13 protein-coding genes are annotated in these 12,270 nt (G+C 74.1%); 2 read left to right on the top strand and 11 right to left on the bottom strand.

Features of this window, described 5'->3' with window-relative positions:
* Nucleotides 1-73: 73 nt before the first annotated feature.
* The 8 genes from ACPFP2_RS27635 to ACPFP2_RS27600 form a co-directional block, all read right to left on the bottom strand.
* Entirely contained in the window at nucleotides 74-664 is a 591-nt protein-coding gene (locus tag ACPFP2_RS27635) for a hypothetical protein (RefSeq protein WP_424092844.1), read from the bottom strand.
* Between the two features lie 56 nt (nucleotides 665-720).
* Nucleotides 721-2,244, bottom strand: a complete 1,524-nt coding sequence (locus ACPFP2_RS27630) for a sensor histidine kinase (protein WP_424092842.1) — start codon at nucleotides 2,242-2,244, stop codon at nucleotides 721-723.
* Nucleotides 2,237-2,929, bottom strand: coding sequence for a response regulator transcription factor (locus ACPFP2_RS27625; RefSeq protein WP_424092840.1), 693 nt, complete (start codon nucleotides 2,927-2,929; stop codon nucleotides 2,237-2,239). The genes ACPFP2_RS27630 and ACPFP2_RS27625 overlap by 8 nt, the downstream gene beginning before the upstream one ends.
* Nucleotides 2,930-2,997: 68 nt before the next feature.
* Nucleotides 2,998-3,507, bottom strand: a complete 510-nt coding sequence (locus tag ACPFP2_RS27620) for a hypothetical protein (RefSeq protein ID WP_424092838.1) — start codon at nucleotides 3,505-3,507, stop codon at nucleotides 2,998-3,000.
* A 117-nt stretch (nucleotides 3,508-3,624) separates the two neighbouring features.
* The gene (locus ACPFP2_RS27615) at nucleotides 3,625-4,548 is read right to left on the bottom strand and encodes a DUF1906 domain-containing protein (RefSeq protein ID WP_424092837.1); all 924 of its coding nucleotides are present in this window, start codon (nucleotides 4,546-4,548) and stop codon (nucleotides 3,625-3,627) included.
* Nucleotides 4,549-4,703: 155 nt separating this feature from the next.
* Nucleotides 4,704-5,573 carry a DUF1906 domain-containing protein gene (locus ACPFP2_RS27610; protein WP_424092835.1) on the bottom strand — a complete coding sequence of 290 codons (870 nt, stop codon included), beginning with the start codon at nucleotides 5,571-5,573 and terminating at the stop codon, nucleotides 4,704-4,706.
* Between the two features lie 169 nt (nucleotides 5,574-5,742).
* Entirely contained in the window at nucleotides 5,743-6,735 is a 993-nt protein-coding gene (locus tag ACPFP2_RS27605) for a phosphotransferase (protein ID WP_424092833.1), read from the bottom strand.
* Nucleotides 6,736-6,778: 43 nt separating this feature from the next.
* The gene (locus tag ACPFP2_RS27600) at nucleotides 6,779-7,951 is read right to left on the bottom strand and encodes a thiolase family protein (protein WP_424092831.1); all 1,173 of its coding nucleotides are present in this window, start codon (nucleotides 7,949-7,951) and stop codon (nucleotides 6,779-6,781) included.
* Nucleotides 7,952-8,036: 85 nt separating this feature from the next.
* Here ACPFP2_RS27600 and ACPFP2_RS27595 point away from each other — a divergent pair, with 85 nt between their 5' ends.
* Complete coding sequence (locus ACPFP2_RS27595; RefSeq protein ID WP_424092829.1) at nucleotides 8,037-8,465, top strand: PH domain-containing protein; 429 nt, start codon at nucleotides 8,037-8,039, stop codon at nucleotides 8,463-8,465.
* 31 nt (nucleotides 8,466-8,496) lie between these two features.
* On the opposite strand, the gene ACPFP2_RS27590 is transcribed toward ACPFP2_RS27595, so the two are convergent.
* Nucleotides 8,497-9,435: a rhomboid family intramembrane serine protease gene (locus tag ACPFP2_RS27590; protein ID WP_424092827.1), complete on the bottom strand. Its 939-nt coding sequence runs from the start codon at nucleotides 9,433-9,435 to the stop codon at nucleotides 8,497-8,499.
* A gap of 27 nt (nucleotides 9,436-9,462) precedes the next feature.
* On the bottom strand, nucleotides 9,463-9,993 hold the full coding sequence (locus tag ACPFP2_RS27585; RefSeq protein WP_088976586.1) for a peptidylprolyl isomerase: 531 nt from the start codon (nucleotides 9,991-9,993) through the stop codon (nucleotides 9,463-9,465).
* Between the two features lie 118 nt (nucleotides 9,994-10,111).
* Between ACPFP2_RS27585 and ACPFP2_RS27580 the strand changes: the two genes are divergently transcribed.
* A complete protein-coding gene (locus tag ACPFP2_RS27580) occupies nucleotides 10,112-10,912 on the top strand; it encodes a hypothetical protein (protein ID WP_424092825.1) in 801 nt (266 codons plus the stop codon).
* Between the two features lie 139 nt (nucleotides 10,913-11,051).
* On the opposite strand, the gene corA is transcribed toward ACPFP2_RS27580, so the two are convergent.
* Nucleotides 11,052-12,200: a magnesium/cobalt transporter CorA gene (gene corA, locus ACPFP2_RS27575; RefSeq protein ID WP_424092823.1), complete on the bottom strand. Its 1,149-nt coding sequence runs from the start codon at nucleotides 12,198-12,200 to the stop codon at nucleotides 11,052-11,054.
* Between the last annotated feature and the right edge of the window lie 70 nt (nucleotides 12,201-12,270).

The raw sequence follows: 12,270 nt of genomic DNA, 5'->3' as shown, positions 1-12,270 counted from the left end.
GAGGGGAGCCGGCGCGGGCCGCCACGCCGGCTCCCCCGCGGCGGCCCGTCGGACACCCGGCGGGCCGCTGCGGTCACTTCTGCTTCAGCGGGACCACGATGAGCCGCGCGACGCTGGCGTCACCGTCCTTCGCCCCGGCGACGCCGACCGTCGTACCGACCTCGATGTCCTCGGACCGGATGGTGGTACGCCGCTCGACCACCCGCAGCTTGTCGCCGAGGGTCCAGGTCAGCGTGAAGCCGTCGGTGGACTTCACGGTCACCGAGTCGCCGTCGATCGCGGTGACCTGGCCGCGCTGCACCACGACGGTCTTCGTGCCGCCGTCCTTCGTCTGCACGACGGCCTCGCCGTGCATGGTGTTGCGGCGCAGCAGCACCCGGGCCTGCCGCCGCTTGCGCCACTCCTCGGCCCGCTCACCACGGGTCTTCTCCGCCGGGGCGGCCGAGGACGACGGCGCGGGTGCGGCCGCCTGCACGTCCAGCTCGGCCGGGTCGAGGCCCAGCGCGGCGAGCGCCTGGCCCTCGACGCCCAGCGCGGCGGCCACGTCGACCGCGGCGGCGGTCGGGGCGTCCGGTGTGACCGGGGCCGGACCGCAGCCGGCGACACCCAGCGCGATCGCCGCGAGCAGCGACGTGGTGCCGACGGCGATTCTCTGACCTGCCATGAGTCTCCCTCTCGTCCGTGGTGTGCCCAGCGTCGCGCGTCCGGGTGGGCGCAGGGTCAGGCCGATGTTCGGGTCAGGTAAGGATCGCCGGGCAGCCGGACGGTGAACGCCGCCCCGCCCTCGGTGGCGTGCCCGGCGGTGATCTGCCCGCCGAGCCGGCGGACCAGTCCGGCGGCGAGCGCCAGCCCCAGCCCGCTGCCGACCTTGCGCACCCCCCGGTAGCGCTGGTGCAGCGCGCCGCGTTCGAAGGCCACCGCCAGGTCGTCGTCGGTGAAGCCGGGTCCGCCGTCGCGGACCTCCAGGATCCCGCCGGCCGCCGGGGTCGGGCCGGCGGGCCGGACCGCGAGCACCACCGACGCCCCCGGCGGTACGACCCGCAGCGCGTTCTCCAGCAGCCCGTCGAGCACCTGCCGGATCCGCCCCGGGTCGGTGTACGCGGGCACCGGGGCGTCCGGCGCCTCCACCCGGAACGGGACGCCGACCGCCGCGCACCGGTCGGACCAGGTGCGCCCGGCGTCGACGGCCAACCGGGCGAGGTCGACCGGCACCGGTTCCAGCGGGAAGTCCGCCGCCTCCAGTCGGGCCAGCGCCAGCAGGTCGCTGACCAGCCGGTCGAGGTGTTCGGCCTCGGCGAGCATGGTGCGGCCGGTGCCGGGTGCCTCGTCCGGGCCGACCACCCCGTCGGCGAGCGCCTCGGCGTACCCGCGGATCGCGGTCAGCGGGGTGCGCAACTCGTGCGAGACGGAGAGCAGGAACTCCCGTTGCCGGCCCTCGCTGGTGGCCAGCGCGGCGGCCAGCCCGTTCAGCGCGTACGCCAGGTCGGCCACCTCGTCCGGCGGCTCCACCGGTACACGCACCGCCCGGTCTCCGGCGCGCAGCCGGGCGGCGGCGGTGGCGGCGTGCCGGATCGGCCGGGCCAGCCGGCGGGCCAGGAGGAGTGCGGCCACCACCCCGGCGGCGAGCCCGGCGAGCAGCGGCAGCCAGAGGCTGCGGAGCACCTGCCGCCACGGGCCCTCGGTGGTGGCCCGGGTCAGCACCACACCGCTCCCGCCGGGCAGCGCACGCCCCTCGACCAGCGCCCGTTCCCCGTTCACCAGCCGACGGCCGGAGACGTCCCGGCCGGTGGCGATCCGGTTCACCACCTGCCGGGGCAGGCCGGGGCGGTCCGCCGCGCCGCCCTGCACCACGTACACGTCGATCTCCTGCTGGCGGAGCTGGCGGATCAACCGCTCCCCGGCGGCGTCGCGCTGGCGGCTGGGGCGGACCCGGAGCACGTCGGCGGCGAGGCGGGCCTGGGCGGCGAGTGCCTCCTGATCCCGACGTTCCACGCCGCGTACCGCGAGGGGGACCGCGACCAGGGCGGTGACCAGCACGGAGACCAGCGCCACCGCGCAGGTGACGAGGATGGCGCGGGCGGTCAGCGTGCCGGCGAAGCGGCGGCGCGGCGGCGGCGACGTGGGACCGGCGCCGATCACCGGCAGCGCGACGGTGGGCCCGTGCGCCCGCTCCGGCCCGGCGGGCTGGTGCGGGCCGGGCGGCGAGTGCGGGCCGGGCGGCGGGTGCTGGCCGGGCTCAGGCATCGGCCGCGTACCCGACGCCGCGGTGGGTGCGGATCACGCCGGCGTCGCCGAGCTTCGCGCGGACCTGCGCCACGTGCACGTCGACCGTGCGGGTGCCGGCGTGCGCGGCGTAGCCCCAGACGCCGGCCAGCAGTTCCTCCCGGGTGAAGACCCGGCCGGGGCGGGCCATCAGGTGGGCGAGCAGGTCGAACTCGGTGGAGGTGAGCTGCACGGGGCTGCCGGCGGCGGTGACCGTGCGACGGGCCGGGTCGAGGGTGACCGGTCCGACCGTGCGGGGACGGTCCACCCCCTCGGGTGCGCCACCGGTGCGGCGCAGCACCGCCCGGACCCGGGCGACCAGTTCCCGGGGGCTGAACGGCTTGGTGACGTAGTCGTCCGCGCCCAGTTCCAGACCGACGACCCGGTCGACCTCGTCGTCGCGGGCGGTGAGGAAGATGACGGGCGTCCAGTCGCCCGTGCCACGCAGCCGGCGACAGATCTCGGTGCCGGCCATGCCGGGCAGCGCGATGTCCAGCACACAGGCCACCGGTCGCAGCCGGCGGGCGGCGGCCAGCCCGGCCGTGCCGTCCCGCTCCAGGTGTACGCCGAAACCCTCCCGGGCCAGGTAGAGCCGGACCAGGTCGGCGATGGCCGGCTCGTCCTCGACGACGAGGACGAGCCCACGCTGCGGGGCGTCGGCGGTCACCGGCCCATGATGACCGACCGCCGGTCACCACCGGCGTACGGCCGTGTTCGGATCAGGTAAGGATGCGGTCAGCGGGCCGGCACGGGACGCAGGCCGGAGCCGGCCGAGGTGGTCGTCTCCCCGATGGTGGCGACCACCCGCTCCTTCGCCGGGCGCAGCCGGGTACGGAAGGCGTGGTGCAGCAGGGTGTCGAGCTGCCAGACCTGCTTCGGGTGCTGGGTGTGCACGACGAACCGCTCGCGGACCCCGTCGATCGCGGTGGCGGCCAGTTCGACGGACTGGGAGCGGGGGTCGGGGCTCCAGGTGACGTTGCTCAGCTCGCGCAGTTCGGTGTTGAGGTGCAGGCGGAGCCGGTGCAGCACCCGCGTCTGCTGGGTGACCACCATCCGGCGGTGGGTGAGCAGGAGCAGGTACTCGCCGGCGACCGGCCGGTCGGGTCGGCTGCACCGGGCGACCAGGATGGTGGCGTCGCCGGAGCCGACGCACTGCCGGAAGACCGGCATGTGCCGGCTCACCGTCTGGACCGCCAGTCCGGTCTCGGCGGCGGCCGGGAGGAACGTTCGCGAGAAGACGTCCATGCCCTGCCCAACGAGCCGTGACCTGGGGTGACGTGGGTCACTACCAACTTTTGGAAGTTCCACGCCGCCCTGTCGCACCGCCTGTGCGACCTCCGCGGGCCGCCGAGGAGGTTCCGGCTAACGGACCGCCCGGGTCACCGTCGACCACAGCACCCGCGCCCAGGGCCGGCTCCGCGTGATCGTGGCCGAGCCGTACCGGGTGCTCACCGGTTCGACGTCGAGGTAGTTGCTGTCGATGTTGATCCGTACACCGCCCCAGGTCTCGTGGTGGTCGCCCTGGTACTGCTTCATCCGCTGCTTCGGCTGCCAGTACGAAGACGGGATGCGGGAGTCGGCGGTGCTCTTCACACCGTCCCAGTTGGCGAAGTCCAGCAGGTCGGGGCGGGCGTGCCCGCGCCGCGCGTACGCGCCCACGTGGTCGGCCAGGCCGGCGGAGGCGACGTTGGTGTAGAGGCCCGACAGGTAGCCGTGGTCGTGCAGCCGGGCGGTCCAGGCGCTGCTGAACGTCAGCACCGCCGTGGAGCAGGCCGCGTCGCCCGCGGGGTAGCGCTCCATGTCCAGGATGACCGTGCTGCGCGCGGCGAGCCCGAGGTTGCGGGCCTTCGCCACCGCGTCGTCGGCCGCCGCCCGGCCCTGGGCCGCCGCCTGGGCCGGGTCGATCCGCCGGCTGTACGTCGAGCAGGGCGCCTGGAGCCCGACGTAGAGCGGGAAGAACCGCCAGCCCTTGGCCTGCTGCTTCGACACCCAGTCCCGGGTCAGGTTCGCCTGGGCGCAGCCCCGGTTGACCCCGCCGATGTAGATGCCGACCGCCCGGTACGGCGACTGCAACCACGCGGTCATCGCGGCGTCCGAGGGCGCGGCACAGGTGTCGAAGCCGAGCCCCGTGAAGGTGCCCGGGTGCGGACCGGTGTACCCGGCCGCGCCGGCGGGCCGGGACGCGCCGGTGACCGCCACGGTCGCCAGCAGCATCCCGACCACGGCGGCGGTGAGCATCCGGCGGCCGGCCCGGCGCAGGCCCGACGGAGCGGAGGTGATCGTCACGGGTTCCCCGTTCTGGTGAAGGTCCTCGTGCGGCGGAGCGGGCGTGGACACGCGCTCCACACCGCCGGGGGGGGGATCAGGCCCGGCGTCGCCGGGCTTTCCACCCTGTCGGCGTCAGCTCCGTCATGGGTGGACGGACATGGGAAGGGTTCGGTTCAGCGAGTCCGCGTCACCACACCGGACCGGTACCGCGTCGGTGCCAGGTCGAGGTAGTTGCTGTCGATGTTGATGGTGACGCCGCCCCACGTCTCGTCGTGGTCGCCCTGGTACTGCTTCATCCGCCGCTTCACCCAGTACGTCGCCGGGATGGCGGGGTCGGACACCGTCTTCACGCCGTCCCAGTTGGCGACGTCCACCAGGTCGGGAGACACGTGTCCGGGCCTGCCGTAGGCGGCCACGTGGTCGGCGAGGCCGCCCCCACCGCTGCTGGTGTAGAGGCCGGAGAGGTAGCCGTGCTCGTGCAGGCGGGCACTGTACGCGCTGCTGAACGAGAGCACCGCGGCCGAGCAGACGGAGTCGCCCGCGGGGTAGTACTCGATGTCCAGGATGAGGGTGCTCTGCGGGACGATGCCGAGGTTGCCGGCGTTCGTCGCCGCGTCGTCGGCCGCCGCCCGCCCCTGGGCCGCCGCCTGCGCCGGATCGATCCGCCGCAGGTAGGTCGTGCAGGGCGCCTGGAGTCCCACGTAGAGCGGAAAGAGCCGCCAGCCCTTCGCCTGCTGGCTCGCCACCCACTCCCGGGTCAGGTTGGGCTGGGCGCAGCCCCGGTTCACCCCACCGATGTAGACGCCGACCGCCCGGTACGGCGACTGCAGCCAGGCGGTCATCTCGGCGTCCGACGGCGCGGTGCAGGCGTCGAAGCCCAGCCCGGTGAAGGCGCCCGGATGCGGCCCGGTGTAGCCGGCGGCCTGCGCCGGTGCGCCCGTGGCCGGGACCGCTGCGGTCGCGAGGAGCATCCCGGCCACGGCTGCGGTGAGCATCCGACGGGCGGCCCGACGCAGACCCGAACGAGTGGAGGTGATCGCCACGGATTCCCCGTTCTGGTGAAGGTCGTCGGACGGCGGAGCGGGCGTGGACACGCGCTCAACACCGACCGGGGGACAATCCTGCCTGGCCCACGCCGTGCTGTCCACCCCGCCGGCGTCCGATTCGGAACCTGCCGGGACATCAGGTCCGTCGAGCCCGGGCAGCGGACGGTCAGACCGGCAGCGGTTCGAAGAGTTCGCCGAGCCAGCCCGGGACCGCCTCGGCGTACTCGGCGCGGGACGGATCCGGGGTGTCCAGGGCGCGTCGCCAGGAGAGCGACCGGCTGACCACGGTGACCCGCATCGCCACTCCGGCCGCCTCGCGCAGGCTCGGCCGGTCGTGCCGGTCGGTCCACGCCTCCAGGTACGCGTCGCGCAGCCGGAGCAGCGCCGGGTCGTCCGGGCCGAGCCCGGAGGCGTACGCCACCGAGCGGAGCGTCACCAGCAGGGTGCCGAAGGGGTGGGCGAGGGAGGCGTCCCCCCAGTCGAAGAAGCGGTAACCGTCCCCGGCCACGAAGACGTTGCCGTCGTGCAGGTCGTCGTGCTGGACGCTGGCCGGCACGCCGTACTCCGCCAGCCGGCGGCAGAGCGCGGCGAACTCGTCCCGGTACGCTCGCAGCCGCTCGTACGACTCGGCGGTGAGCCCGTCCGGCGTGCCGCGCAGCAGCGCCGCGTCGTCGTCGAGCAGCTCGGCGTAGAGCGCCGGCAGCCGCTGCGGCCGATGGTCGGGCACCCCGGCGTCCAGCAGCGCGCGGGTGTGCGGGGCGACCGCGAGCTGGAGGGCGGCGTACCGGGGCAGCAGCCGTTCCCAGTGCGACAGGTCCTGCTGCCCGGCCAGGGTGTCGCGCAGGCTCGGGCCCCCGTCGGGCAGCAGGGACCAGCCCCGGCGGACGTCGAGCGCGATCGGGTCGAGCACCCGGCCCGGGGCGAGCCGGGCCAACTCCGCCAGCAGCGCCGCCTCGTGCCGGGTGCCCGGGTTGTTGGCCTTGAACCAGACGTCACCGGCGCCGGTCGGCACCCGCCAGACCAGCGACCAGGGGCGTACCCGGGGCTCGACCGGGCCGGTGACCCGGCGACCGTGCCGGCCGAGCGCCTCGGCGATCCAGGCGAGCGCGCCGTCGCGCCACAGCGGGTCCGACCAGTCGGGAGCGGGGGCAGTCGTCACGGTCCGCAGGCTAGGCGGCGCACGCCGACGGCGGCCAGCGAATTCAGAGCAGCTCGACGATGGTGGCGTTGGCCATGCCGCCGCCCTCGCACATGGTCTGCAGGCCGTACCGGATGCCGTTGTCCCGCATGTGCGCCAGCATCGTGGTCATGATCCGGGCGCCGCTGGCGCCGAGCGGGTGGCCGAGGGCGATCGCGCCGCCGCGCGGGTTGAGCCGCTCCGGGTCGGCCTCGGTCTCGGCCAGCCAGGCGAGCGGCACCGGGGCGAACGCCTCGTTCACCTCGTACACCCCGATCTCCTCGATGCCCAGCCCCGCGCGGCGCAGCGCCTTCGCGGTGGCCGGGATCGGCGCGGTGAGCATGGCGACCGGATCGTCGGCGGCCACCACGGCGGTGTGCACCCGGGCCAACGGCCGCAGGCCGTGCCGGCTGGCCCATTCGCTCGTGGTGACGGCGAGCGCGGCGGCCCCGTCGGAGATCTGCGACGCGGAGCCGGCGGTGACCACGCCGTCGGCGCGGAACGGGGTCTTCAGCTCGCCGAGCTTCTCCAGCGTGGTGTCCCGTCGGATGCCCTCGTCGGCGGCGAACTTGCCGCCGTCGGCGAGCGCCACCGGGGCCAGCTCCGGGTCGAACGCCCCGGCGTCCTGCGCGGCGGCCGCCTTCTCGTGGCTGGCGAGCGCGAACTCGTCGAGCTGGGTACGGGAGAAGTGCCAGCGGGCGGCGATCAGCTCCGCCCCGACGCCCTGGTTGAACGGGAGCGGCTGGTCGTCGGCGAAGCCCTCGACGCCCCGGTACCGCTGGCGGACCTGATCGCTGAAGGGCATGCCGTCGGCGACGCTGGAGCCCATCGGCACCCGGGTCATCGACTCGACCCCGCCGGCGACCACCAGGTCGGCCTGGCCGGAGAGCACGGTGGCGGCGGCGAAGTGCAGCGCCTGCTGGCTGGAGCCGCACTGCCGGTCCAGCGTGGTGCCGGGGACCGACTCGGGCCAGCCGGCGGCCAGCACGGCGTTGCGGGCGACGTTCCAGGACTGCTCGCCGACCTGGGAGACGCAGCCCCAGACCACGTCGTCCACCTGGCCGGGGTCGATCCCGGTGCGCTCGGCGAGGGCGCGCAGCACGTGCGCCGAGAGGTCGACCGGGTGCACGGTGGCCAGGCTGCCCTTGCGCCGCCCGACCGGGGTACGTACCGCGCCGACGATGACTGCGTCACTCATGACTACTCCCCGGTAACTTGGGCTGCCCTCGATCGTACGTCCTGCACCGGTGGGCCGTCCTCCCCCGGGCTGGCATGCTGGTCCGGTGCAGCCCTCATCGTCCCCGGCCCACCAGTGGCGGGTGCCGCCGGCCCTGCCCGTGGTGAAGCTGGTCGGCGCGGCCGCGCTGGCCGGGCTCGGCCTGATCCTGCACGACGGTGACCTGGTGCAACTGACGCTGGCGCTGGTGGCCGCCGCCGGGCTGGCCGGCTGGGCGCTGCGCGACCTGCTCGTCCCGGTGCGCCTCGCCGCCGACCCCGACGGCGTCACCGTCGTGCACGGCTTCGCCGGCCGGCGCCGGCTGCCGTGGGCCTCGGTCGAGGCGATCACGGTCGAGCGGCGTACCCGGCTCGGGCTGGCCGCCGAGACGCTGGAGATCGACGCCGGGGAGTCACTGCACCTCTTCGGCCGGTACGACCTGGACGCCCCGCCCGACGAGGTGGCCGAGACGCTCCGGGCGGCCCGACCCGGCTGACCCTCCCGCCGGGGCGAGGCGGCGTCGGGGCTCAGCCGGTCAGCGCGGCCGTCCGGACGAGCACCAGGCCGAGCAGCGCCACCAGGATGATCGCGGTGCCCACCGACTGGAACACCGACCGCCGCATCCGCGGCGCGTACGCCAGCACCCAGCCCATCGCCGCGCCGGTGACCAGGCCGCCGACGTGCCCGGGGATCGAGATGCCCGGCACGGTGAAGGTGAAGATCAGGTTGATCACCAGGATCGGCACGATCGCCGAGGTGTCCCGGCCCAGCCGGCGCATCAGCACGAACACGGCGGCGAAGAGCCCGAAGATCGCCGTGGAGGCACCGGCCGACGCGGCGTTCGGGCTGCTGAACAGGTACGCCGCGACGTTGCCGCCGAGCCCGGCGACCAGGTAGAGCGCGAGGAAGCGCAGCGGCCCGAGCAGGGCCTCCAGCTCCCGCCCCAGCACCCAGAGCGCCCACATGTTCAACAGCAGGTGCACCAGGCCGTAGTGCAGGAACATCGCGGTGACCAGCCGGTACCACTCGCCGGTGACGATGCCCTCCACCGGGAACCGCGGCGGCCACTCGGCGAGCACCGCGCCCCACTGGGTCAGCGGGGTGCCGCCACCGAGCAGGCCACCGAGCCCCCCGCCGGCCATCGAGTCGCCGCCGCCGTCACTGGCGATGGAGAGCACCATCATCAGCAGGTTCAGCGCGATCAGCGTCCGGGTGACGAGGCCGCGACGGCCGGCGGCACCGCCACCGAAGGCGGTACGCGCCGGCCGAACGCTGCGGCGTCCCTCGTTCACGCACTCCGGGCACTGGTGGCCGACGGAGGCGTCCCGCATGCACTCCGGACAGATCGGCCGGTCACAGCGGGTGCACCGGACGTACGTCTCCCGGTCAGGGTGGCGGTAGCAGACCGGAGTGGTCGGCGCCGACCCACCGGTGGCGTCGCCTGCCTGCCCGGGGCGTTCAGTCATGCGTGCAAAGGTACCTCGCCACCCCGGTCAGGCCGGGGTGCGCTCGATCTCGACCCGCTCGATCACCACGTCCTGCAGCGGCCGGTCGCTCGGACCGGTCGGGGTGTTCGCGATCGAGTCGACCACCTTCGCCGACTGCTCGTCGGCGACCTGGCCGAAGATGGTGTGCCGGTTGTTCAGGTGCGGCGTCGGCGCGACGGTGATGAAGAACTGCGAGCCGTTGGTGCCCGGCCCCGCGTTCGCCATCGCCAGCAGGTACGGCCGGTCGAAGCGCAGCTCCGGGTGGAACTCGTCACCGAACTTGTAACCCGGGCCACCCCGGCCGGTGCCGGTCGGGTCACCCATCTGGACCATGAAGCCGCTGATCACCCGGTGCGAGATGGTGCCGTCGTAGTACGGCCCGCTGCCCGGCTGACCCGTACGCGGGTCGGTGTATTCCTTGTTGCCCTCGGCCAGGTCCACGAAGTTGCGGACCGTCTTCGGAGCGTGGTTGGGGAAGAGCTCCAGCCGGATCGGGCCAGCGTTGGTGTGCAAGGTGGCGTAGACAGCCTCGGCCACGGGTACTCCTCACTCGTTGGTCAGTTCCATGCGGATCCTCCCATGTGCCCGATCTGGCAGTGCGGAGGCATCCGAAGGTGGAGGATGACGAAGGAACAACTCCCAGGAGGTGGGAACCGTGTTTGGAATCGGGCGGCGTAAGACCCAGGGGCAGCTCGCGAAGGTCGAGCTGAACCAGGGCATCGGTCACCTTCGACAGGCCGCGGCGTACGCGGCGAAGGGTGCCGGCGCCACGGTCGGCCCGCGGGTCCAGGCAGCCCGGGGCGCCGTCGCGCCGACCGCGATCGTCGTGCGGGACAGGGCGTCGAGCGGCTTCGCCTCGACGGCCGCGGCCGTCGCGCCGCTGGTCCTCGCTCTGCGCAAGGCGCAGGCCGAGCAGGCGGGCAAGGTCATCGCCGGGAAGAAGGCCGCCGCTGCGAAGCAGTCCGCGGTGAACAAGAAGGTGAAGGCCAAGAACGCCAAGGCCGCCAAGAAGAAGCAGAAGAAGTCGCGGGGCGGCCTGATGACCGGCCTGCTGGCCGCCGGCGCGGTCGCCGGCATGGCCGGCGCGATGGCCGTCCGCCGCCGCCGCGAGCAGCAGGAGTGGGCCGAGTACGACCCCACCCGCGGCATCGACCCCGTCAGCGACGAGGTCGACACCCTCGTGGTCGAGACCCCCTCGGCCAACGGTGGCAAGGTGACCGACTCCTCGACGATGTCGAGCGGTGCCGGCACCGCCGGTGGCCCGACCGGCGCGGGCAGCTCGGCGGTGGCCGGCGGGGACAGCGCCTCGACCACCACCCCCGGCACCCAGCCGGTGATCCACGCCAACGACAAGGTCCCCTCGGTCGCCGAGGGCGCCACCGACGTCTCCGGACGTCCGGCGGACGACGTGTCGAAGGCTCTCGGCAAGGGCACGGCCAAGTCCAGCAGCCGCTGACCGGCGGCATCGCCGGCGGCGCGGGAGGCGACTCCCGCGCCGCCGGCGTTCGCGCACCCGTCGTGCCCGCGTCCCTCGTCCCGTTCGACGACCCGGGCGGCCGACTCGACCGACGACGCTGCGCCGAGGCCGGGGTCGGTCAGAGCCAGCCGTTGCGGCGGAACCAGCGGTACAGGGCCAGCGAGATGGCGAGCATCAGGGCGAGCACGCCCGGATATCCGTACGTCCACTTCAACTCGGGCATGTTCTCGAAGTTCATGCCGTAGACCCCGGCGAACGCGGTCCAGACCGCGGCGATGGCCGCCCACGCGGCGATCTTGCGCATGTCGTTGTTCTGGTCGACGGTGACCTGCGCCAGCCGCGCCTGGAGGATCGAGTTGAGCAGGTCGTCGTACGAGTTGACCTGCTCGACGGTGCGGCTGAGGTGGTCCTGCACGTCCCGGAAGTAGCGGCGCACCTCCCGGGGTACCTCCCGGTTGACCTCGGCCACCAGGGTGAGCAGCGGTCGTTGCAGCGGCACCACCGCCCGCTTGAACTCCACCAGCTCCCGCTTCATCTGGTAGATCCGCTGGATCCGGCCACTGCCCTGGGGCGCGAAGACGTCCGCCTCCAGCACGTCGAGGTCGTCCTCCAGTCGGTCGGCCACCTCCAGGTAGAGGTCCACCACCCGGTCGGTGACCGCGTACGCGACGGCCCACGGGCCGTGCAGCAGCAGCTCCCGCTTGGCCTCCAGGTCTGCCCGCACCGCCGCGAGTCGACTGGCGTCGCCGTGCCGGACGCTGATCAGGAAGTCCGGCCCGATGAAGAGCATCACCTGACCGGTCTCCACCACGTCGGAGTTCTCGGTCAGCTCCGCGTGCTCGCAGTAACGGGCGGTACGCAGCACCAGGAAGCTGACCTCCCCGAAGCGCTCCAGCTTGGGGCGCTGCTGCGCCTTGACCGCGTCCTCGACGGCCAACTCGTGCAGGCCGTACGTCTCGGCGATGGCGGACATCTCGGTCAGCTCCGGCTCGTGCAGCCCGAGCCAGACGAACGCGTCCCGCTCCCTGCGGGCGGCCTCCAGCGCCTCGGCGTAGTGCCACTCGCCGGGCTGCCGTCGACCGTCGACGTAGAGGGCGCAGTCCACCACGCCGCTGCGCCCCGGCCCGGCCGGCGCCGGGGTACGGGGGGAGCCGTCGGCGTTGAGGATGCGGGACATCGCACGCACCGGCGCGGCCCAGGCGCGTGGGCTGAGCACCCGCGCGCCGTGCTGCGTCGCCGACCGCTCCCGCGCACCCCGCTCCACCATGCCTGCCTCTCCCCTCCCACCCCGCCCACCCCGCACGCTACGCCGCCCCTCCCACCCCCTCCCCGCACCC

The organism is Micromonospora citrea, from assembly GCF_049629545.1.
Lineage (GTDB): Bacteria > Actinomycetota > Actinomycetes > Mycobacteriales > Micromonosporaceae > Micromonospora > Micromonospora citrea_A.
Note: the sequence above shows the minus strand (reverse complement) of the source record. Positions and strands in the feature narration are given on the sequence as shown.

Bases quoted from the DNA above. Each gene is read 5' to 3' on its own strand.
- ACPFP2_RS27635 (WP_424092844.1), bottom strand. From the start codon at position 664: ATGGCAGGTCAGAGAATCGCCGTCGGCACCACGTCGCTGCTCGCGGCG.
- ACPFP2_RS27630 (WP_424092842.1), bottom strand. From the start codon at position 2,244: ATGCCTGAGCCCGGCCAGCACCCGCCGCCCGGCCCGCACTCGCCGCCC.
- ACPFP2_RS27620 (WP_424092838.1), bottom strand. From the start codon at position 3,507: ATGGACGTCTTCTCGCGAACGTTCCTCCCGGCCGCCGCCGAGACCGGA.
- ACPFP2_RS27600 (WP_424092831.1), bottom strand. From the start codon at position 7,951: ATGAGTGACGCAGTCATCGTCGGCGCGGTACGTACCCCGGTCGGGCGG.
- ACPFP2_RS27590 (WP_424092827.1), bottom strand. From the start codon at position 9,435: ATGACTGAACGCCCCGGGCAGGCAGGCGACGCCACCGGTGGGTCGGCG.
- corA (WP_424092823.1), bottom strand. From the start codon at position 12,200: ATGGTGGAGCGGGGTGCGCGGGAGCGGTCGGCGACGCAGCACGGCGCG.